This is a genomic window from Arthrobacter sp. KNU40 (assembly GCF_051515115.1).
Lineage (GTDB): Bacteria > Actinomycetota > Actinomycetes > Actinomycetales > Micrococcaceae > Arthrobacter.
This window is the reverse complement of the sequence record NZ_CP195850.1, coordinates 511,319-533,073: the sequence shown is the minus strand read 5'-3', so window position 1 is coordinate 533,073 and position 21,755 is coordinate 511,319. Positions and strand designations below refer to the sequence as shown.

The 21,755-nt window shown below is 64.0% G+C and carries 19 protein-coding genes; 15 read left to right on the top strand and 4 right to left on the bottom strand.

Going from position 1 to position 21,755, the window contains the following annotated elements; translation table 11 throughout:
- Positions 1-156: 156 nt before the first annotated feature.
- The 10 genes from ACSKT0_RS02595 (at position 157) to ACSKT0_RS02550 (ending at position 13,724) form a co-directional block, all read left to right on the top strand.
- Positions 157-1,524, top strand: a complete 1,368-nt coding sequence (locus ACSKT0_RS02595) for a glycosyltransferase (RefSeq protein WP_437772377.1) — start codon at positions 157-159, stop codon at positions 1,522-1,524.
- Entirely contained in the window at positions 1,521-3,566 is a 2,046-nt protein-coding gene (locus ACSKT0_RS02590; RefSeq protein ID WP_437772376.1) for an ArnT family glycosyltransferase, read from the top strand. The genes ACSKT0_RS02595 and ACSKT0_RS02590 overlap by 4 nt, the downstream gene beginning before the upstream one ends.
- A 6-nt stretch (positions 3,567-3,572) precedes the next feature.
- The gene (locus tag ACSKT0_RS02585; RefSeq protein ID WP_437772375.1) at positions 3,573-5,663 is read left to right on the top strand and encodes an ArnT family glycosyltransferase; all 2,091 of its coding nucleotides are present in this window, start codon (positions 3,573-3,575) and stop codon (positions 5,661-5,663) included.
- Positions 5,664-5,918: 255 nt separating this feature from the next.
- A complete protein-coding gene (locus tag ACSKT0_RS02580) occupies positions 5,919-7,451 on the top strand; it encodes a sodium:solute symporter family protein (RefSeq protein ID WP_437772374.1) in 1,533 nt (510 codons plus the stop codon).
- Positions 7,448-8,713, top strand: coding sequence for an AGE family epimerase/isomerase (locus ACSKT0_RS02575; RefSeq protein ID WP_437772373.1), 1,266 nt, complete (start codon positions 7,448-7,450; stop codon positions 8,711-8,713). Before ACSKT0_RS02580 ends, ACSKT0_RS02575 begins: the two co-directional genes overlap by 4 nt.
- On the top strand, positions 8,710-9,459 hold the full coding sequence (locus tag ACSKT0_RS02570; protein WP_437772372.1) for a 6-phosphogluconolactonase: 750 nt from the start codon (positions 8,710-8,712) through the stop codon (positions 9,457-9,459). The genes ACSKT0_RS02575 and ACSKT0_RS02570 overlap by 4 nt, the downstream gene beginning before the upstream one ends.
- Positions 9,456-10,220, top strand: a complete 765-nt coding sequence (locus ACSKT0_RS02565) for a sugar isomerase domain-containing protein (RefSeq protein ID WP_437772371.1) — start codon at positions 9,456-9,458, stop codon at positions 10,218-10,220. Before ACSKT0_RS02570 ends, ACSKT0_RS02565 begins: the two co-directional genes overlap by 4 nt.
- The gene (locus ACSKT0_RS02560) at positions 10,217-11,380 is read left to right on the top strand and encodes an N-acetylglucosamine-6-phosphate deacetylase (RefSeq protein WP_437772370.1); all 1,164 of its coding nucleotides are present in this window, start codon (positions 10,217-10,219) and stop codon (positions 11,378-11,380) included. Before ACSKT0_RS02565 ends, ACSKT0_RS02560 begins: the two co-directional genes overlap by 4 nt.
- Complete coding sequence (locus tag ACSKT0_RS02555; protein WP_437772369.1) at positions 11,377-12,660, top strand: neutral/alkaline non-lysosomal ceramidase N-terminal domain-containing protein; 1,284 nt, start codon at positions 11,377-11,379, stop codon at positions 12,658-12,660. The genes ACSKT0_RS02560 and ACSKT0_RS02555 overlap by 4 nt, the downstream gene beginning before the upstream one ends.
- Positions 12,657-13,724 (top strand): LacI family DNA-binding transcriptional regulator, encoded by a 1,068-nt coding sequence (locus ACSKT0_RS02550; RefSeq protein ID WP_437772368.1) that lies wholly within the window; start codon positions 12,657-12,659, stop codon positions 13,722-13,724. The genes ACSKT0_RS02555 and ACSKT0_RS02550 overlap by 4 nt, the downstream gene beginning before the upstream one ends.
- Here ACSKT0_RS02550 and ACSKT0_RS02545 read toward each other — a convergent pair.
- The 3 genes from ACSKT0_RS02545 to ACSKT0_RS02535 all read right to left on the bottom strand — a co-directional run bounded on the left by ACSKT0_RS02545 (position 13,659) and on the right by ACSKT0_RS02535 (position 16,312).
- Positions 13,659-14,336 carry an HAD-IA family hydrolase gene (locus ACSKT0_RS02545; RefSeq protein WP_437772367.1) on the bottom strand — a complete coding sequence of 226 codons (678 nt, stop codon included), beginning with the start codon at positions 14,334-14,336 and terminating at the stop codon, positions 13,659-13,661. The two genes, ACSKT0_RS02550 and ACSKT0_RS02545, sit on opposite strands and share 66 nt — an antisense overlap.
- 54 nt (positions 14,337-14,390) lie before the next feature.
- Positions 14,391-14,768, bottom strand: a complete 378-nt coding sequence (locus tag ACSKT0_RS02540; RefSeq protein WP_234752415.1) for a VOC family protein — start codon at positions 14,766-14,768, stop codon at positions 14,391-14,393.
- 62 nt (positions 14,769-14,830) lie between these two features.
- Entirely contained in the window at positions 14,831-16,312 is a 1,482-nt protein-coding gene (locus ACSKT0_RS02535; RefSeq protein ID WP_437772366.1) for an MFS transporter, read from the bottom strand.
- Positions 16,313-16,413: 101 nt separating this feature from the next.
- Here ACSKT0_RS02535 and ACSKT0_RS02530 point away from each other — a divergent pair, with 101 nt between their 5' ends.
- Complete coding sequence (locus tag ACSKT0_RS02530; protein ID WP_437772365.1) at positions 16,414-17,121, top strand: TetR/AcrR family transcriptional regulator; 708 nt, start codon at positions 16,414-16,416, stop codon at positions 17,119-17,121.
- A 48-nt stretch (positions 17,122-17,169) separates the two neighbouring features.
- On the opposite strand, the gene upp is transcribed toward ACSKT0_RS02530, so the two are convergent.
- On the bottom strand, positions 17,170-17,805 hold the full coding sequence (gene upp, locus ACSKT0_RS02525) for a uracil phosphoribosyltransferase (RefSeq protein ID WP_236815028.1): 636 nt from the start codon (positions 17,803-17,805) through the stop codon (positions 17,170-17,172).
- 23 nt (positions 17,806-17,828) lie between these two features.
- Here upp and ACSKT0_RS02520 point away from each other — a divergent pair, with 23 nt between their 5' ends.
- From ACSKT0_RS02520 to ACSKT0_RS02505, 4 genes are all read left to right on the top strand, one after another.
- Positions 17,829-18,338, top strand: a complete 510-nt coding sequence (locus tag ACSKT0_RS02520; protein ID WP_345451423.1) for a nucleoside deaminase — start codon at positions 17,829-17,831, stop codon at positions 18,336-18,338.
- A 112-nt stretch (positions 18,339-18,450) separates the two neighbouring features.
- The gene (locus ACSKT0_RS02515; RefSeq protein WP_437772364.1) at positions 18,451-19,440 is read left to right on the top strand and encodes a glycosyltransferase family 2 protein; all 990 of its coding nucleotides are present in this window, start codon (positions 18,451-18,453) and stop codon (positions 19,438-19,440) included.
- Positions 19,437-19,856, top strand: coding sequence for a GtrA family protein (locus ACSKT0_RS02510; RefSeq protein WP_437772363.1), 420 nt, complete (start codon positions 19,437-19,439; stop codon positions 19,854-19,856). Before ACSKT0_RS02515 ends, ACSKT0_RS02510 begins: the two co-directional genes overlap by 4 nt.
- Positions 19,849-21,726, top strand: coding sequence for a glycosyltransferase family 39 protein (locus ACSKT0_RS02505; RefSeq protein ID WP_437772362.1), 1,878 nt, complete (start codon positions 19,849-19,851; stop codon positions 21,724-21,726). The genes ACSKT0_RS02510 and ACSKT0_RS02505 overlap by 8 nt, the downstream gene beginning before the upstream one ends.
- Positions 21,727-21,755: the final 29 nt, after the last annotated feature.

Below are 21,755 nucleotides of genomic sequence, written 5' to 3'. Positions count from 1 at the left end.
AGAGCCACGCGCAAAATACATCGAGGTCCGTCCCTTCGGGGGCGGCCCTTTGCGTTCTTTGGCCAGGCATGTGAATTGCCACGCGGGTGGCGCATCCACAGCCACGTCACAGGTTCCGCCTAAAGCCTTCATATTCTGCAACGGCACTGTGGATACATGACGCTCATCGAATCCACCTCCGGAACCCTGAAGGACCCCGCGGTGGTGCCGCCGGGCCTTCCCATCAAGGCTAAGACCCCCGTCCAACGCAGCGGACGGCGTGCCCCGGTGGACACCCACACCGCCGTCCCCGTCCTCGATGTCACCATCCCCGTCTTCAACGAGGAGCGCGACCTCGAAGAGTGCCTGCGCAGGCTACACGGCCATTTGCGCGAATCCTTCCCGCATGGCTTCCGCATCACAGTGGCGGACAACGCGAGCACGGACAGCACCTTGAAAATCGCGGAGCGCGTGGCCAGGGAACTGCCTGAGCTCGCGGTTGTCCATCTTGAGGAGAAGGGACGCGGCAACGCCCTTCGCAAGGTGTGGCTCGCATCGCCGTCGCCGGTTCTGGCGTACATGGACGTGGATCTTTCCACGGACCTCGCCGCACTGGCGCCCCTTTTGGCGCCGCTCATCTCCGGCCATTCGGACCTCGCGATTGGCACACGTCTCACACGCAACTCGCGGGTTGTCCGCGGCCCCAAGCGCGAGTTCATTTCGCGCAGCTACAACCTGATGCTGCACTCGTTCATGGGCGCCCGCTTCAGCGATGCCCAGTGCGGCTTCAAAGCGATCCGGGCAGACGTCGCACAGCAGATCCTCCCCCACACCATGGACAACTCGTGGTTCTTCGACACTGAGCTCCTGGTCCTCGCCGAACGCTGCGGCCTCCGGGTCCACGAAGTTCCCGTTGACTGGATCGACGATCCCAATTCTAGCGTCGACGTGGTACGCACCGCCCTGGCCGACGTCCGCGGCATGGTCCGGCTCACCCGGGATCTCGTCTCGGGCCGCATCCCCATTCCGGAATTGCGAGCAGCGCTTGCACGCGGGCCGCTCCCGGCGTCGTCCCGCACCGCCGAGCAGAACCCGCGCAGCAGTCTTTTCGGACAGCTGGTCCGGTTCACCGCGATCGGCGCTGCGTCCACCCTCGCCTATGTGCTCATCTTCCTGTTCTGCCGCGGATTCATGGACCCGCAGCTGGCCAACTTCCTGGCGCTGCTCGTCACGGCCATCGCAAATACCGGCGCCAACCGGCGCTTCACCTTCGGCATCCAGGGCGGCAATCCCGTTCGGCACCACTTCGAGGGGCTGATTGTGTTCGGGATCGGCCTCGCACTCACCTCCGGGGCACTCGCCTTGGTGCACAGCACGACGACGCCGGACCGCTGGGGCGAGCTCCTCACCGTGGTCGCAGCGAACCTCGCCGCCACTGCGGTCCGCTTCCTGTTGTTCCGACTTTGGGTCTTTCGGCAGCCTGCTGCGCAGGCAACTGCACCCACCACACAAGCCAAACCTCGCACAGAAACGGCAGCATCATGACCTCCACGATCACTCCTGCAAGCACGGGCCCGGCAGGTGCCGAGCTTCCTGCCGCCGTCGGGACCGCCCCGGCACCGCCGGGCCGTCACTCGACCGGCCCCGCAACCCCCGATGCCACGCCCCGCTGGACGCGATACGCCTTTGGCCGGCAGCCCCGCTGGGTGCGGCCATCCGCTGCCGGGCTCCTCGTAGCCACCGCCTTCCTGTATCTCTGGAACCTCGCGGCCACCGGCTACGGAAACTCCTTCTACGCCGCGGCCATCCAGGCCGGCACCAAGGACTGGACCGCGTTTCTGTTCGGTTCCCTCGACGCCGGCAATGCCATCACCGTCGACAAGCCCCCGGCTTCATTGTGGATCCCTGCTTTGGCGGGCCGGATCTTCGGCTTCTCGCCCCTGAGCATGCTGGTTCCCGAGGCGTTGATGGGCGCCGCCGCCGTCGGCTTCCTCTATTTGACAGTCAAGCGGGTCTCCGGACCAGGCGCTGGCTTGTTTGCCGGCGGCGCTTTGGCACTGACCCCGGTGGCGGCGCTCATGTTCCGCTTCAACAATCCCGACGCCATGCTGACCCTGTGCCTGGTACTCGCGGCCTATTTCACTACCCGTGCCATCGAACGGGCAGGCTGGAAGTGGCTAGCCGCAGCCGGCGCCGTGGTGGGCCTCGCGTTCCTGAGCAAAATGCTGCAGGGTTTCCTGATCGTTCCAGGACTGGGACTCGCGTACCTCTGGGCCGCACCCACCCCGTTGCGGCGGAGGTTGCTGCACCTGCTCGGCGCATTGGCCGGTATCGCAGTAGTGGCCGGCAGTTATGTCGCTCTGTTCCAGCTGACCCCTGCTTCAGCACGTCCTTACATGGCAGGTTCGCAAACCAACAGTTTCCTTGAGCTGACGTTCGGCTACAACGGGCTGTCCCGCATCACCGGCTCGGGCGAAGGGACGCCCGGCGGAGGCGGCGCCCCTGCAGGGGGCGGCCTCGGCGGGTTCGGCGGCGGTGGCGGCAACAGCGGTTTCGGTGGAGCTGCCGGGATCGCCCGCATGTTTGGCACGAGCTTCGGCGCCGAGGTCTCCTGGCTTCTCCCTGCTGCGCTGATTCTGCTGGCAGCCGGCCTGTGGTTCACCCGCCGGGAAGCGCGGGCCTCCCGCACCCGTGCCGCGCTCATTCTCTGGGGCGGCTGGCTTCTGGTCACGGCTGGCGTCTTCAGCTTCATGAGCGGCATCGTCCACCCCTACTACGCGGTAGCTCTCGCACCGGCAATCGCAGCCTTGGTGGGCATTGGCAGCGTTGAGCTGTGGCGCGGCCGCGGGTATTGGCCGGCCAGGATCGTCCTGGCCGCGGTAATCCTCGGTAGTTCGGCCTGGTCCGCGGTGCTCCTGGGCCGCGACGCCTCATGGCTTCCGTGGTTGCGCATCGTGATCGTCGTCCTGGGCGTCGTGGCGGCCGCGGCAATCCTGCTTCGCCTCGACTCACTGCGGCCGGCGGGCCGGTTCCGGAACGCAGCGGCTGCGGCCGTCGTCGTCGTTTCCCTTCTGGCAGGCGGCCTCGGAACCGCGGCGTGGACGCTCGCGACGGCGGCTACCGCGCACTCCGGTTCCATCCCGACGTCGGGACCCAGCGGTTCCGCGATGGGCGGCTTCGGAAACCGTGCTGGAGGGTTCGGCGCAACCGGCGGCGCGGGTCAGGCGGGAGGACCCGGTTCCGAGGGAACGGCCGACGCCGGACTGACCGCGCTGCTGACATCCACCAACACGAAGTGGTCGGCGATCGTCTCCGGTGCCACCCAAGCCGCGAGCCTTGAGCTCGCGACGAACACCAATGTGATCGCACTCGGTGGCTGGAACGGCGGAGATCCCTACCCCACGCTGGCACAATTCCAGGACATGGTGGCGAAGGGACAGATCGGCTACTACATCGCAGGAGGAGGCATGGGTGGCGGCGGCGGATTCGGAGGCCAGGGCGGCAATTCCGAGGTAGCCTCCTGGGTACAGGCCAACTTCCAAGCCCAGACTGTGGGCGGCTCCACCGTCTACAAGCTGACAAAGTAGATTCCGATGACCACTTCCTATTCCACAGACACGGACTCCAAGGCAGGGCAGTCGTCTCCGCCGTCGCGGTTGGTGGATCCTACGGAAACGGCCGCTCCCCGGGGAGGGGACGGCCGCGCTCGGCCGGGCCTGACCCGAGAGTCCCGCCCCAACCATGGCCCGCATGCCCTGCGTCACGGCGTGGAGCTCGGCATTGTCCTCCTTGCAACTGCGGTCCTGTATCTCTGGAACCTCGGCGCTTCCGGCTGGGCCAACCCGTTCTATTCGGCCGCGGCCCAGGCCGGTTCGCAGAATTGGGCCGCGTGGTTCTTCGGATCCTCCGACGCGGCCAACTCCATCACGGTGGACAAGCCTCCTGCGTCGCTCTGGATCATGGGCCTCTCGGTAAGGATCTTCGGGCTAAGCTCCTGGAGCATCCTGGTTCCCGAGGCACTCATGGGTGTTGCGACGGCATGGCTGCTTTATCTGGCAGTCCGGCGGGCCGCGGCCCCCGCCACCGGCGATCGGCGGCTCGCCCACCGGGCCGGGCTGCTGGCCGCCGTCGTCATGGCCATCACGCCGGTTGCCACCCTCATGTTCAGGTTCAACAACCCGGACGCCCTGCTGGTGCTGCTCATGACGGCCGCCGGCTACGCCACGCTTCGGTCCGTCCAGGACAACAAGTTGCGTTGGCTCCTGCTGGCGGGAGTGTTCCTGGGCTTCGGTTTCCTGACCAAGCAACTCCAGGTCCTTCTGGTGGTTCCTGGATTTGCGGTGGCGTATGTGGTTGCGGCGCCGGGCGGAGTGGGGCGCCGCCTGCTTCGACTGCTTGGGGCGGGGGCGGCCATGGTGGTCTCGGCCGGCTGGTGGCTCGCCGTCGTCGAACTCATTCCCGCGAACATGCGGCCGTACATCGGCGGCTCCCAGAACAACTCGATCCTGGAACTGACGCTCGGTTACAACGGCCTGGGCAGGCTCAGCGGCCAGGAGACCGGCAGCGTGGGAGGCGGCAACGGCTGGGGAGTTCCCGGGCTGTTCCGCATGTTCAACAGCGAGTTCGGCGGCCAGATCGCGTGGCTCCTGCCCTCCGTGTTGGTCCTCGGGGCCGGGCTGCTGTGGCTGGGCCGCCGTGCCCCGCGTACGGATTCCGTCCGGGCTTCGGTGATCGTGTGGGGCTCGTGGGTCCTTGTCACCGGACTGGTATTCAGCTTCATGGCGGGCATCATCCATCCCTATTACGGAGTAGCCCTGGCTCCGGGCATCGCCGGGCTCGCGGGCCTGGGCGGTGCGCTTTTGTGGCAGCACCGCGCGCAGCTCGTCGCCGCGGTCATGCTCGCCGCAGCAGTGGCCGCAGCGGGATTCACGGCCTTCGGCCTCTTGGGCAGCACCACCGTGTATGGTCCGTGGCTGCGCTGGGCGGTGCTCTTTGGCGCCTTGGCAGCCGCGGCCGGGCTGCTGCTCTCGGGACGCCTCGCCTCCCGCATCCTTCAGCGCACGACGGCGGTACTCGCGCTCGTGGCCTCCCTCGCCGGCCCCCTGGCGTACTCGATCTCCACCGCCTCCGTGACGCACAGCGGCGCGATCCCCAGCGCAGTTCCAACGATTACGTTCGGCGGCTTCGGAGCAGGTGGTTTCGGCGGCCGGGGCGGCTTCGGACAAGCCGGCCAAAACAACGCAGCCCAGAACAACCCGCCCCAGACCCTCCAGCAGCCGGGCGCCCTGGGCGGTGGCTTCGGCGGGAACCGGCAAGGCGGTGGCATGGGCGGCCTGCTCGGTGCCACGACGCCGTCGTCGGGAATGGTTGCCGCGCTCAAATCCGGCGCCTCGAACTACACGTGGGCGGCCGCCGTCGTGGGTTCCAACAACGCCGCCGGCTACCAGCTGGCCACCGAACTGCCCGTCATGGCGGTTGGGGGCTTCAACGGTACGGACCCGTCCCCCACGCTTGCACAGTTTCAGCAACTCGTGGCACAGGGCAAGATCCACTACTTCATCGCAGGCGGGACCATGCAGGCGAACAGCGGATCGGAAGCTCCTGCACAGATCGCGCAGTGGGTGGCTGCGAACTTCCAGGCACAGAGCATCGGCGGGACCACGGTGTACGCACTGGCTGGTTAGGTCCGGGGGCTGGGTGACCGACGCCCTGAAACCTCCAGACGGGCTGTGGCAACGATCGAGGAATATCGGCGATCTGCCATAGCCCGTCTGTTGCTGTCCTCCGGGCCAACCTTGTCACCGTCGAAGTCCTTGGTGCGGCGGCGGGGGCCCGGAAGAAGACTTTCAAAAAGACCCTTGTTTTGCAAACGTTTGCAGAGAAAAGTGGACGCCACTGCAGATCCCATTTCCAAGCTTTCGTTGCATCAAGGAGGATGTATGTATTTCGCTGACTGGCTCGTTTTAGGGGCCTATTTCGTGGTCATGATAGGGATCGGCTGGTGGGCCAAGAGCAGAGTGAAAAACGCTGCCGACTTCTTCACAGCGGGCGGGAAGATGCCGTGGTGGCTGGCAGGGATTTCCCACCACATGTCCGGATATTCGGCTGCTGTCTTCGTGGCGTACGCCGCCATCGCCTACACCACCGGTTTCGCGCTATATGTCTGGTGGGCGCTCACCATCACCATCGCCTGCCTTGTTGGCGCTTTCTTCTTCGCCCCGCGCTGGCCGCGTCTCAGGCAGCGCTTGGGGATCATCTCCCCGCTCGAATACCTGGCCACGCGCTACAACCTGCCCGCGCAGCAAGTACTGGCTTGGTCCGGTGCCGCATTGAAAATCTTCGACGTTGCGGCCAAGTGGGCAGCCAGTGCGATCCTCCTGAACGTGTTCGCCGGGGTTCCGATCGCCGTTGGCATCCTGATCGTCGGCGGGGTCACGCTCATCTATTCGACCATCGGCGGCTTGTGGGCCGACGCATTGACGGATATGGGCCAATTCATCATCCAGTCCGTAGCCGGCGTTGCGATGCTCATCTTCGCCGTGGCCAAGCTTGGGGGCGTTTCCTCGATCGCGGGAATCTGGTCCCGTCTGCCCGCCTCCCACTCGCAGCCATTCGCAGGTGATTACACCATCGGGTTCTTCCTCGCCTACTGCCTCATCAGCACGATTTCCTACAACGGAGGTACGTGGAATCTCGCTCAACGCTTCATTGCCGCTCCGTCCGGCTCAGCGGCCCGCAAATCGGTCCTGCTTTCGGGCGCCCTTTATCTCGTGTGGCCGCTGGTCCTTTTCTTCCCCATGTGGGCCGCGCCACTGATCCTGCCAAATCTGACGCACCCCGATCAGGCTTACGCGCTCCTGACCCAGCAACTGCTGCCAGCCGGCCTGGTCGGCTTGGTCGTCGCAGGAATGTTCTCACACACCATGGCCATGACCTCTTCGGACGCCAACGCGATTTCCGCCGTCGTTATCAGGGACATCATCCCTGCATTGCGCGGTTCCCGGCAGCCGCTGACTTCGCGTGCGGAACTCCTGGGTGGCCGGATTTCCACGTTCCTGTTCATCGGTTTGTCCATGGTCATTGCCCTTAGCGCGGATTCATTCGGCGGCGTCCTGGGCCTGATAATCCTCTGGTTCGGGGCCTTGGTGGGGCCGATCGCCGTTCCCATGCTGCTGGGGATGCTGCGGCCATTCCGGCGCTGCGGTCCCTCGGCAGCCTTGTTCTCCTGGGCCACCGGTTTGATCGTTTTCGCACTCGCAAAGTACGTTTTGGCCGCTCCCATCGCGAGCCTGGGTACGGCCAGTGCGCAGACAATCAACGTGGCCGCCCCGGTGCTTGCCTCCGCGATCGTCTATTGCGTCTTCGGCTGGCTGCGCCCTTGGCACAACGAGGCTTCCGACGCCCTTGTCGAGTCCCTTGACCGCGACCTTGAGCCGGCCACATCGTTCCCAGTTGAAAGCGCCGTCGCATGAGCGCCATCGGGTCCGAAATACGTGATCAGCTGCTTAAGGACGTCCTCCCCTGGTGGCTTGAGAACGCAGTCGACAGGGAGAACGGCGGGGTTTTCACGTGCTTTTCCAACTCAGGGCGATTGCTTTCGAACGAAAAATATACGTGGTCCCAAGGCCGCTGGGCTTGGCTCTGCTCAAGGATTGCGCTGGACAGCGAGGCCGGAATCATCGGGGAAAATCCCCGGCCGTGGGCCGCTCTGTCAATTGAGACCGCCAGGTTCATCCAAGCCCACGCCATCCTGGACGGCAGCATGACGGCATACCGCACATCGGCTGAGGGGCAGGCGCTGCCGTCCGGTCCGCAAGGGGAGGTCGCGGTCAGCGTCCTGGCCGACCTCTTTGCCGCCTTGGGCCTGGCGGGCGCGGCCCGGCTTCCCCAAGCCGCAGGCCGGGAACGTGATGAGTGGCTGCAATCAGCCCATGCACTTCTCGCCCACGCCGAAGAAAGGATCGAGGCGCGGAGCGCTCCGTCCGAGCCTTACCCCGTCCGGGCGGGGTTCAAGGACGCGGCAGGGTTGATGCTACTGCTGAACGTGGGCGCCCAACTGCATTTGGCCAGCGGCTCGGCCGAAAGCGCTCAAACAGCCGGCGCCGCACTTTCCCAGCTCCTCGGCGACGCGAACTCCGAAGGCATGTGGAAGGCCGGCTCCTGGTGGGAATACCGGCCTGACAGCAGCGATGACCTGGACACGCTCCTGGCCCGGCACCGAACCCCCGGTCACCTGCTGGAGATGCTCTGGATGGTCATGGAAGCCGTCGAGATCATGCCTGAACTTGCACCTCATATTCCGGACTGGCTACCGGACCTTGCCGTCCAGGCCCTGGAAGTGGGCTGGGACGAGCAGAAGGGCGGTGTTTTCCGATACGTCGACAGCACCGGGGCAGAACCGCGGGGCAGGCTCTTCAGCAACGACCCCTACGAGACCCTCGTGACCCAAACGTGGGACACCAAGCTCTGGTGGGTCCAGGTGGAGGCCCTTTACGCAACCAGGCTGCTCGCCGAACGTTTCGGGCGTCCAGACCTCCTGGACTGGCATGAGCGGATCTGGACCTACACTCTCGACACATTTCCGGACCCCTCCGGCCAGGAGTGGCTGCAGATACGCGACCGCGAGGGGAAACCCCTCGACAAGATCGTGGCGCTGCCCGTCAAGGACCCCTTCCACATCGCCCGATCACTCCTCCTGACCACTGAACTAGAAACCCGAAGGACACACACGTGACAGCACAGACCACTTACAGCCCCGCCGTTTCCACGCACCCGGACCGGGCAGCCTTGGGGAAACATGCCGGCCAGCATGCGGCGGAAACGCTACGCAGGGCGCTCCGGAACCAGCGGGAGGTCCGGCTGATGCTTGCAGCAGCTCCCAGCCAGGAGGCAACGCTTCAGGCGCTCGTCCAGGAACCCGGTATCGATTGGAACCGCATAACGTGCTTCCATATGGACGACTACCTCGCGCTCGAGGCCGACGCACCCCAAGGGTTCGGAAACTGGCTGCAACGAAAGTTCTTCAGCCACCTTCCCCCGACCACCTTTCACCGCATCAACCCGGGGAACCCCGCCGAAGCCGAGGCACAGCGCTATGGCACGCTGATGGGCCACGATCCCTTTGACCTCGTGCTGCTCGGACTGGGAGTCAACGGCCATCTAGCCTTCAACGATCCCCCGGCAGACCTCGCCGACCTGCTGCCAGCCCGCGTCATCAACCTGGACCACGTCAGTCGCCAGCAACAAGTGGACGAAGGTCATTTCGCCAGTTTCGACGACGTTCCGCAGCGCGCGATCACGGTCTCCATCCCACGATTGCTGCACGCCTCCGAAATCATCGCCTCCGTGCCCGGCCGTGCCAAAAGGACAGCCGTGCACAACACGCTGAACCAGTCGGTCAGCGGCGACCACCCCGGTACTGCCCTGCGCACGCACCCAAACGTCACCATCTACCTCGACGCCGAATCCGATCCGCGATGAACGCAAGTGAGCAGCTCTCGCAGGACTACCTCGGAAAAATCACCGAGCTCCTCGGGCGAATCCGTCTGGAAGAAGCCGAAAACATCAGCGTCGCGGCGGGCACTCTCGCGGCCCAGGTGGCCAAGGACGAACTGGTCCACATCTACGGTCCCGGCGGTCATTCGAACCTGGCAAGCCAGGAAGTGTTCTTCCGGGCAGGCGGACTGATGCACGTCTCCGCCATTTTGGACGAAGGCACCTTGCTCTCCAGCGGCGCCCTCCGCTCAATGGCCATGGAACGGACGCCGGGTTACGGCCGGATCGTCATTGAGGACGCGGGCCTCGGACCAGGGGACCTCTTGATCCTGGTCAACGCGTACGGCATCAATAGTGCGCTCATCGACGCGGCCCTGACAGCGCGTGGAAGATCGGTCAAGACCATCGGAGTTTCCTCGCGGGAGCACGCAGAGGAAACAGCCAGTGACCATCCCGCACGGCATCCGCAAAAACTGAACCTGCACGACGTCGTCGACCACCACATCGACACGAAGGTTCCGGTCGGGGACGCTGTCATGACGGTTCCCGGGGCGGTCGAAAAGACGGCCGCCGTGTCCACGTTCGCCAACGCCTTCACCCTGAACTGGCTCATGATGTCCACCATCAGCAAGCTGAACGAAGTCGGCATTGAGCCGCCATTGTGGAGATCAGGAAATGCTCCCGGCGGGGACGAAGCCAACCAGCAGTTCATTTCACGTTTCAAAGGACGGGTACGCAAGCTGTGACACACCCCAAAAAGATCGTGGGCAAAGACCCGCACCGGGGGATCAACATAGAAATCGCCTACGACACGACCATCCTGTCGGTGCGGGAGATCGACCCTGACCAGGGGCTGCCCGTCATCGCGCCGGGATTCATCGATGGCCAGGTCAACGGTTACGGCGGAATGGATGTCAATGCCCCCGACATCACGCCGCAAACCATCATCAACTTGAGCGCGGAGCTGGCGAAGCTGGGCGTCACGACATGGGTGCCGACCATTGTTACAGCGTCCGAAGAGGCAATCACCGGCGCGCTCGAACAGATCAAGCGGGCCTGCGACATTGATCCAAGCACCAGGTCAGCCATCCCCTGCGTCCATATCGAAGGCCCCTTCATCTCGGACCAGGACGGTCCCCGGGGCGTCCACGACGCCCGCTTCGTTCGCCCGTTGGACGTTGAGGAGGTCCGGCGCTGGCTTCGCGCAAGCGGAATGGTCGGCATCGTCACCGTTTCTCCGCATACCCCCGACGCGCCGGTCCAGATCGCCCAAATCCGCGAACTCGGCGTCGAAGTGGCCATCGGACACACGCACGCGAGTCCTGAACAGATCACGGCTGCCATCACCGCGGGAGCCAGCCTGGCGACCCATCTGGGCAACGGAATCGCCACTACATTGCCCAGGCACCCGAATGCCCTGTGGACCCAGCTCGCTGATGACCGCCTCACGGCGGGACTCATAGCGGATGGCCACCACTTGCCCGGCGATACGCTGAAAGTCATGATCAGGGCCAAGACCCCCGAACGCGCTTATCTGGTTTCGGACAGCACCGCACTGGCCGGCAGCGAGCCTGGCCGCCACCGCACTTCCGTGGGCGGCCTGGTGGACCTCGCTCCCGGTGGGAGGCTCTCCCACGTGGGCACGGATCTGCTCGCAGGGGCCGCCGCGACCCTCCCGGACGGTTTCCGCAACGTGATCCGAAACGTCGGCCTGGATCTATCGGAAGCCCTCAAAATGGTGACGTCCACGCCCGCCCGGGTGATCCCGGGTACCCGGCCTGGGCTCGGCCACCTTCATGTGGGTTCCCCGGCAGACTTTGTCCTGATCACCGCGGACTTACCCGAAGCCGGGACCATTTCCGCGGTTATCCAAGGCGGTCGAAAGGTATCGGGCGAACCGGAATGAGTACCAGCCAACCCCAGCAGGGGGTCCTGCGGGTGGGCGCCGTCGTCGTCGAGATCTCGCCGCCGGTTGGGACGCCGATGGCCGGATTCGCAGCGAGGACGGAACCGAGTACCGGCGTCCACGATCCCCTGACCGTCCGGGCGCTGGCTGTCGATGACACCTGCTGGATCACTGTGGATGTCTGCGGCCTCCATGAAGACACGTGCACGCGGATCGCACACGACTTGCCAGTTGCGCCGGAGCGTGTGGCAATCACCGCGACGCATACCCACGCAGGTCCGTGCGTCATGCCGGGCCGGCTCGGGGGCCATGACCCGGCGCTCTTGGAGGAGATCGTCCTGGCTTGCCGCGAGGCCACGGAGGCTGCCGTGGCCTCCCGGCGGCCGGCGACCCTGCGGTACGGCGAATCGCGGGGAGTGGATGTTGCCAGGAACCGCCGCCATCCTGAACGCACCGTGGATCCGCCGGTCCAGCTTGCCTCTTTCAGCGACGCAGCCGGACAAATGATTGCCTGGCTGGTTCTCTATCCTTGCCACCCGGTAGTTCTGGGTCCGGAAAACCGGCTCATCAGCGGCGATTACCCGGCGTTCACCAGGAGCGTCCTGGAGGAGCGTTACCCCGGCTCGGTTGCACTTTTCCTGCCCGGGACCCCCGGGGACATCAACTCCGGCCATGCTGCTGACGCGTCGTACTCGCTATCCGGCTCAGCTGGCAGGACGATGGGGCAGGCGCGCAAGATCGGAGAACATGTCGCCGCATCCGTGTTGAGTACCCCGCTGCTGCCCGTCTTTGGTTCCGGTTCCCGGCAGACCACGGCAGCCCGGAGGACCATCAGCGTCGCAATGAATTCGCGCGACGCCGTTTCGCCCGCCGAGTTGAGCCGGCAGTGGGGGGCCGACGCGGTTTCGGCCGATCCGGGCCGGCGATCCCTTCTCAACGTGTGGGTGCAATGGGCCAATGACCGCAGTCCCGAAGAGGAAATGTCCTGGGACGCCCCGCTGAGCGTCTTCAACTGGCAGGGCCTGACCCTCGTAGGATTACCCGGAGAACCATTCCTGGCCGCAACGGAAGCCATCGCCTCCCGCGTCGAGGGGCCCGTCTTCGTCACCGGCTACACCAACGGGTGCCCAGGATACTTCCCAACCGCTGATGAATATGACTTCGGAGGATACGAGGTGGAGGACGCGCACCGCTACTACGGCATGCCGGCCCCCTTCGCGCCTGGCAGTGCCGAAGCGCTGATCCAGGCCGCGTTGGAACTCGCGGGTGAGCTCCAATGACGGGACGTCCAACCATCACCCAGCTGGCGGCCGAACTCGGCATCGCTCCCTCAACCGTGTCGAGGGCCTTTACCCGGCCAAACCTGCTCAAGCCGGAGACGGTGGCAATGGTTCAAAAAGCGGCCGAAGCCGCCGGGTACGTACCGAACCATCACGCACGCGCCCTCTCGACAGGACGCGCCGGCGCCATCGGACTCATCGTGCCGGACATCGCCAACCCATTCTTCCCTCCTCTGGTCCGGGCGGCCCAAAACTATGCGAGCGACCTCGGGCTATCCGTGTTCTTGGCGGATACGGATGAAGACCCCACCCGGGAAGACCGCCTCATCTCACGGATGGCACCCCAGGTCGAAGGGTTGATCGTCGTGTCTTCCCGGCTCGTTTCGTCCCGCATCCGGCAGATCGCCGATTCCCAGCGCGTGGCCTTCATCAACCGCGATATTCAGGAGACCTACCGGATACTCCTGGACACCAGCGCGGCCATCCGCTCCGCGCTGACGCACCTGTCCGAGCTCGGCCACCGCAGCATCGCCTACGTCGGCGGGCCACCACAATCATGGGCAAACAAGCAGCGTCGCTCGGCTGTGGACAACTTCTCGAAGGCCCATGCCCTCGAGGTGACGCATTTCAGCGCGGATCCGGGCACCTACGAAGCCGCGAAGGCTCTCAGCGATTCGGTGGCAGCGTCCGGAGCCACGGCAGTCATCGCTTTTGACGACGTCATCGCGCACGGCCTAATGGGCGGATTCGCTGCCGCAGGCGTGGACGTCCCGAAGGACTTGAGCGTCATCGGATGCGACGACACCCTAGCAACCACAACGTTTCCTGCCCTTTCGACGATCGCGGTCAACGTCGGTGCAGCAGCCCGACGCGCCGTCGCCGCTCTCTCCGAGAACCCAGGCTCAACCAGCCTGACCGGGGCGAGGATCATCTTCGAGGGAACCCTCGTCCTCAGGGGGACGACAGGACCCGTCCGGCCCGCATCCAGCCCGCTGACGCTAGAACCGGAGCTCGATTACCCGGCGGCCCGAAGCGTCCAGACCGGCCGTGGCAGTGACCGCTGAGTAGTCCGTGATCTGCCACAGCCCATCCGCCGCCTCGCCGCCGGCGTTGCCCACCACCACGGTCCGCATGCCGGCCGCAAGGGCGGAAGCGATACCCGCCGGGGCATCTTCGAAGACGACGACGTCGGCAGGCTCGGCACCCAGCAGCGCGGCTGCCCTGAGGTAGCCTTCCGGGTCAGGTTTGCCGCGGGTCACTGCCTCGGAGGTGACAGTGGTTGCGGGCATCTCGAGTCCGGCTGCCTGCATGCGCACCCCGGCGAGGATCCGATCGGCCGAGGTGACCATGGCGACGGTATCGGCAGGCAAGGACCGCAGCAGTTCCGCTGCTCCGGGCAACGCCACGATTCCGTCCGTCCGGGTCCGTTCCATCTCGCCGAGCTCCTCCGCGAGCGCGTCGAGGTCAGCTCCGGCCGGGGCGAAACGGCGCACCGTGTCCTTGGCCTGGACCCCGTGTGAAGTCCGCAGGATCTCTTCGATGTCCAGTCCGTACCGGCCGGCGAATTCGCTCCACACTTGCTCCACGATGGCGGTGGAGTCCACCAAGGTTCCGTCCATATCGAAGAGGACAGCCCGGACGGTCAGGGTCTTCACGGCTTCAGCAGGCAGGTTCATCCATCCATCCTGCCGTTGAAGGTGGTCCGCGGCCCAACTCTTACGGTGTGAGTCCTAGCCGTTGGGCCTGTTGGGGATGTACTGGACGGCCCACTTGTTGCCGTCCGGATCGGCGAAGTACACGAAGTGGCCCCAATCCTGGATGTCGATGTCGCTGACTTCCACGCCGTTGGCCTTGAGTTGGCTGTGGGCCTCCTGGATGTCACCCACCACCATCTGCAGGCTGGGGGCGGTGCCTGGAGGGGCGTCGTTCAGGCCCTCGCCGATGCAGATGGAGCAGGCCGAGCCAGGCGGAGTCAGCTGGACGAAGCGGATGCCGTCCATGGGCCGCTCGTCGTAGTCGGCGTTGAAGCCCACTTTGTTGACGTAGAAATCCTTGGCGCGGTCCACATCGGACACAGGGACAAACACAAGTTCAAGTTTCCAGTCCATGCGCCAAAGGCTATCGGCGGAGCCCGAAAACCGGTAGGGGGCGGAGCACAACGCGGGGTCACTTACGGCCCATGTTGCTGCTCGAATTGGGCCGTAAGTGACCCCGCGTTGACGAGTTCGACGGCGGCGCCTCCCCAGGTGCCCACGCCGGCTTCTGCTTGAGCCGCCAGGCTGCGTGCGCCGGCGCGGGATGGAAGGAGCCACGCCACCACGGTGGCAAGGACCAGCACGGATGCACCCACGTAGACGGCGGGAATGGCCGCGTCCACATAGCCCGTGGGCGTGAGTTTGCCGCCGGCTCCCGTGAAGACTGCCGTCAGGACGGCTACGCCCAGTGCTACCCCGATCTCCCGGAGCGTGGAGTTGGTGCCGCTCGCCTTCGCGTGGTCCTCGGCGTGCATGTTGGCGAGAACCGCCGTCGACATCGGGGCGAAAACCAGGCCCATGCCGATTCCTGCCGCAATGAAGCCTGGCACCAGGGTTTCGTACGGGACGGTCGCGGAAAGGACCCCGGCCAGCCAGAACATGCCCGCTGTGAGCAGCGCGAGGCCCGCGATCATCAGGGTCCTGGTGCCAAGCCGCGGTGCCAGCAGGCCCGCCAGCGGTGCGACGAACATGGGGTCCAACGTCCAGGGCATCGTCATGACGCCGGCTGCGAGGGGTCCGTGGCCCTGCACCACCTGCAGGAACTGGATGAGGATGAAGACGGACCCGAAGATCCCGAAGCTGAAGGTCAGGCCGATCAGGTTGGCCACGGTGAAGCTGCGGTCGCGGAACAGCCGGAGCGGAAGCAACGGCGCGGCGACCCGGGATTCCCACAGAACGAAGGCAAGCAGCAGGACCCCGCCACCGATCAAGCCGACGAGGACTTCGGCACTGGACCAGCCGGCGTCGTTCCCTCGGACAATGCCGAAGACGAGCGCCAGGAGGCCCAGTCCGGAGAGAAGAAGGCCTACGACGTCGGCGCGGACGCGTGCGCCGAAGCTGTTCGGCAGCGCGAAGAGCGCCAGCGGAATCGACACGATGCCGATAGGCACGTTGAGCCAGAAGATCGCCTCCCAGCTCCAGCCTTCCACGACTGCGCCTCCGATGAGCGGTCCCAGGGCGACACCCAGGCCGGAGACTCCACCCCAGATGCCGATGGCGAGCGGGCGCAGCTTGTCGCTGACCGAACCCACCAGCAGGGTGAGCGATAGCGGCATGAGCGCCGCGGAACCAACGCCCTGGACGGCGCGGGCAGCAATGAGCTGCCACGGATCGGTGCTGACGGCTGCCGCTGCGGAAGCGAGGGTGAAGATGGCAAGGCCCGCGATGAACACATGGCGGCGGCCAAAGCGGTCCCCCAGGCCGACGGCCAGCAACATGAACGCCGCGAAGCTCAGGGAGTACGCATTGACGATCCACTGCAGTTCTTCGACGCTCGCGCCGAGGGCCTTGTGCATGACGGGCAGTGCGTTGGTGACCACCAGGTTGTCCAGGGTGGCCATGAAGACGGGCAGGGAGGCCGCCACAATGGCCAGCCAGACGGGAATAGTGCGTTTCATGATGGCTCCACGGGGTCGCTGAGATGCCGCTATTTTTGGGATGTTGTAATCGAATGATTACTTAAAGCCAAAGTTAGTTATCGACTGATAACATGTCAAGTGTGGTGAAGAAAACAATGGGCACAGGCGCCCCTGGAACGGACTCAAGCAGCCAGGCAACTGCCGAACGCATACCTGCGGCGCAACGGCGTGAACTGATCCTGGAAGCCGCCACGGGCGTCTTCGCCGAGCGCGGCTACGCCGGTTCCACCACAGACCAGGTGGCAAAGGCTGCGGGCATCAGCCAGCCGTATGTCGTGCGGATGTTCGGCACCAAGGAGACCCTGTTCCTGGAGGCCCTGGACCGCGCCCACGGCAAGTTGATGCGCGCGTTTCGCGACGTCATCGCGGCCTACGACGCCGGAGAACTCGCCGAAGAATTGCAGCACCTTGATCCTGCCGCCGGCAGCGGCCGTCCGGAACAGCTCAAGCAGCTCATGGCCATCGCCTACGCGGATCTGGTGGAGGACCGCGGGATCCTCATGATGCTGATGCAGGCTTTCGTGGCAGGCCATGAACCCGCCATCGGGGCACGGGCGCGGGAAGGATTCCTGGACATTTATCGCCTGGTGCGGGACGAAGCGGGGCTGTCCCCCGAAACCTCCCGCGACTTCCTTGCGCAGGGCATGCTCATGAACACCCTGATCGGCATCCGGCTGCCGGAAGTCTACGAGCAGGACGAGACCGCGGAGGAGTTGCTTGAGTGCACCCTGCGGTCCAAACTTCCCATGGTGCTCAAGGCAAGCAAGGCCCAGCGCCGGGTGGGTTAGTAGCTAGCCGCCGAGACCGTGGGCTGCGGGCCCACGCGGACGGACTCGCTAGCCGGCCACGCCGTAGAGGCGGTCTCCGGCGTCGCCCAGGCCCGGAACGATGTAGGCCTTTTCGTTGAGCCTCTCGTCGATCGAGGCGAGGACGATCTTGACGTTGGCGTCGGAAAGCTCTTCTTCGAGCTTGGCCAGGCCTTCCGGGGCTGCGAGCAGGCAGATGCATGTGACGTCCGAAGCGCCGCGCTTGAAGAGGAACTTGATGGCTTCGCGCAGGGTGCCGCCAGTGGCGAGCATGGGGTCCAGCACGAAGATCTGGCGGCCCGTCAGGTCCTCGGGGAGGCGCTCGGCGTAGGTGATGATGTCCAGGGTTTCTTCGTCGCGGGCCATGCCCAGGAAGCCCACCTCGGCAGTGGGAACCAGCTTGGTCATGCCCTCGAGCATGCCGAGGCCTGCGCGCAGGATGGGAACCACAAGCGGCGTCGGCTTCGTGAAGGCGGTACCGATCGCCTTGGTGACCGGGGTTTCGATCTCTACCGCTTCGGTCCTGACCTCGCGGGTGGCCTCGTAGGCCAGCAAAGTGACGAGTTCTTCGGTGAGTTGCCGGAAGACCGGTGAAGGAGTGTTCTTATCCCGCAGAACGGTGAGCTTGTGAGCGACCAGCGGGTGGTCCACGACGAGTGTGCGCATGACTCCAAAACTATCATTGAGGCATGAGCACCAACGAGCCTTATCACGCAGAGCACGCGGCCTGGATGGGTCTGGCCCTGGACGAGGCCCGGCTGGCGCTGGATACGGAGGATGTGCCGATCGGCGCTGTCGTTTTGGGACCCGACGGCGGCGTGCTGGGTGCCGGGCGGAACGAACGGGAAGCGCACGGCGACCCGACCGCGCACGCCGAGATTGTCGCCATCCGTGAGGCGGCCGCCGCCCTGCAACGCCACGCCCTGGAGCTTGGCGAAGGCGGAGACGGCTGGAGACTCGAGGACTGCACCCTCGTCGTGACGCTGGAGCCCTGCGCAATGTGCGCCGGAGCCATTGTGCTGGCACGGATTCCGCGGGTGGTCTTCGGCGCCTGGGATGAGAAGGCCGGTGCCGCCGGATCCGTGTTCGATATTTTGCGGGAACGCAGGCTCAACCACTGGGTAGAGGTCTACGCGGGCGTGCGCGAAGAGGAATGTTCAGCCTTGCTCCGGGATTTCTTCGCAGCCCACCGGAAGTAACAGCCATCCGGGATCCGCCTACCGTTTGATTATCCAGACGTTACGCTAACCTGATATGGCAACAGTTCCATACGCAGTCGTCCATGTCTGCGGCCTTCAGAAACGACCGATAATGACGCACAGCGGCGGGCGAAAGTCCATTTCATATGTCTTTCCCATCTTCAACGAGTCCGGAAACATCCGTCGCCTTTATGACGTGATCTCCGAAACTACAGCAGGCCTCGACTACGATATCGAGCTTGTTTTCGTCAACGATGGCAGCAAAGACAATTCCCTGGAGCTGCTTCGGGACCTGCAGATGACGGACCGCCGCATACTGGTCATCGATTTCGCTCGTAATTATGGCCACCAGGTCGCCGTAACAGCGGGCATCGACGCAGCAACCGGCGATGCCGTGATCATCATGGACAGCGACCTCCAGGATCCTCCAGAAGTCAGCCTGGAACTGATCTCTCGGTGGGAGGAGGGGTTCGATGTCGTGTATGCGCAACGCCGGACTCGCAAAGACACCACGTTCAAGAGGTTCACCGCTTGGGCTTTCTACGTAATGCTCAGGCGCATTGCATCAATCGAAATCCCGGCCAATACGGGTGATTTTCGGCTGCTTGACCGCGTAGTAGTTGATGAAATAAAGAAATTCCGCGAACACGACCGCTTTATTCGCGGGATGGTCAGCTACGTTGGATTCAATCAGGCCGCCGTCCAATTTGACCGCGACGAACGCCTCAATGGAAAGTCCGGATATCCGCTGGGAAAGATGCTCAAATTGGCCGCGGATGGCGTCTTCGGTTTCTCCACGTTCCCCCTCACCTTGATCTCCAGAATCGGCATGATCACAGCGTTGCTGAGCGTCGTTGGCATCGCGTATGCCGTGCTCATGAAGGTGTTTTCTCCGAACACCGTGGTGGAAGGATGGACGTTCATTGTCACGTCGATCCTCTTTGTGGGCGGCTTGCAGCTCATCATGCTCGGCATCCTGGGTGGATACATCGGGCGCATCTACACGGAGGTTCAGAACCGGCCGTTGTACGGGGTCCGGGCCATATACGGCGCCACCGACCGCAGAGCAACACCGGCCATCTCGGAAGCGGAGGCGGAATGAAGTCGCCCCGTGCAAGGCTGCTCGAATCCACGGGAAAGTTTGCCGTGGTAGGCATTGTCAACAATATTGTCGGGTACACGATCTTCGCTGTCCTGTCCTTGCTTGGGACGCCTGCTATTCCAGCTATGGCCGTCAGTTACTGCACCGGAATGGTCATCAGCTACTTTGGCAACCGGTCCTTCACCTTTAAGCACGAGGGCAAATCGGGACCCGCGATCCTCAGGTTCCTCGTAGTCAATGCCGCAGGTTTTACGCTGAACGCCGCACTGTTGTGGTTCTTCGTGGATGTCGCCAGAATGCCCCAACTCCTGGTTCAGCTGTTCGCGATCGCTTGCGTAGCTACGCTCACCTACACCTTGATGCGTCTTTGGGTTTTCCACGAGAGCAAAGTTCAGCCGGAGGCATCCAATGCCTGAGACCCAAGCCCGGCCCGTCCTCGAGGCTCCAGAGCAGGCCGTTACGCGGAACCCGCCCAAAGTGAAGTTGTCGACGTGGATCTGGCTCGGTTCCGCGGTGTTCGCGGCTCTGGTTTCCGGATTCATCGCGCCGACCCTGATGCCGTCCCGGGCATTCCAGATACTGGCCGCGTTCGGCGTCTTCATAGCTGTGGTTGGCGCCCGGACCACGTTCGGATTCTACTCGGAGTTGGCCTGCCGGATCCGCGGATGGCGCGAAGAACCCGTTAGGCACCATAAGCTGTCCGCAGCCCCTGGCCTGATCTTTTGCGGAATGCTCGCCTTCATACTGCTTGGGGTGCTGTTCTGGCCCTCCCCGCACATCGCCAACTACAACTATGCGCTTACGGGTTGTGGCGCCTTGTTCGTGCTCTTCGTTCTTCCCCCGTTGTATAGAGCCTCAGCGGCTTTTGGCCGCCGACTCGAAACCGCGCCGCGATGGGTCCGTCCCGCATTCCTCTCTGTCGCCATGATCCTTGCCCTTTTGGTGCAGTTGAGGCTCGGGTACGCGTTGCAGGTCATGCCCGGGTGGGACGCTGGCGCGGTTGCAGAGAGCGCGTTCGGCGTCGCCGATGGCAGCAAGTCCACCATCTACGACTACTTCAACATGTACCCGAACAACCTGGCGATCACGGTCGCGCTCACGAGGTACTCCCAAGTGATGGTGGCCCTGGGTGTCCCCTCGGGCGGGCTCCTCTACGCGGCGATCGTCCTCAATTGCGTGGTGTTGTGCACGGCAATCCTGCTCACCTATTTGTGTGCACGGCAACTTGTCAACGAAGGTGCCGCCGTCTTCACGCTTCTCCCATCTGCGCTCTACCTCGTGCTCTCCCCGTACATCTCAGTTGTCTACTCCGACAGCGTGGGCATTCTCTTTCCAGTGTTGCTCTTATACATCCATCTCAAGGCGGTGCGGGCGGGCAGGTGGCAGGTCAAACTTGTCCTTTGGACGCTGCTTGGCGCCGTCACGGCGGTGGGTTATAACCTCAAACCGACCGCCGCATTCGCAACCGCAGCGATAGTTGGTGTTTACGCACTCGAATATCTTTTCCGCAACAAGAGCGCCCTGCATAAGTTGCGTGCGTTGGCAGGGGTTCTGGTGGCGACGGCAATCGGGTTCACCGCCACAAACACGGCAATGTGGGTAGACATCAAAGCCCAGTCTTATGTCGGTTTCAACGTCGATCAGAACACCAAGGCCTTTCCGTGGACGCATTTCCTCATGATGGGAGCAACCGGGATTGGCGCGTTCACGCAATCGGATGTGAACGCCACTGCGGCGATTCAAGATCCAACTGAGCGCTACCAGCACGGCCTTGAAGTGTACGCCCAGCGCGTAACGGATATGGGATATCCGGGCTACCTGCAATTCATTGACCGCAAGGCCGTGTGGACGTTTGGCGATGGGAGTTTTCATACCTGGGGAGAAGGACTCCTTTTGAATCAGAAGGATCCCTTCCCGATCAAAGATCCGCTCAGCAACCAGATCAAGGACTACCTCTGGGGAAACGGCGCCCACTTTGACCTGATGACAGGCGTCTGGCAGTCCGGTTGGCTGGCATTGCTCTTCCTGGTCGCAATGCCCATGCGCGTGCGGTCACCGCGGCTTCTGACGTCCAGCGCAGCAATCATGCGTTGGTCTTTGCTCGCGTTGACTCTATTTCTCCTGTTTTTCGAAACGCGGCCACGATACCTCTACCTGTACGTTCCGTTCTTCATTCTTCTGGCAACGCTGACCCTCAGCGCGCTCACAACGCCGTCTCACGGGCGGAGATCCATTCTTGCCGATACGTCTACGAATCCCGATGAAAAGGCGCCCTTGAAATTGTGAGGTGTTGGACGTCAGATGGTCTCAGGCAG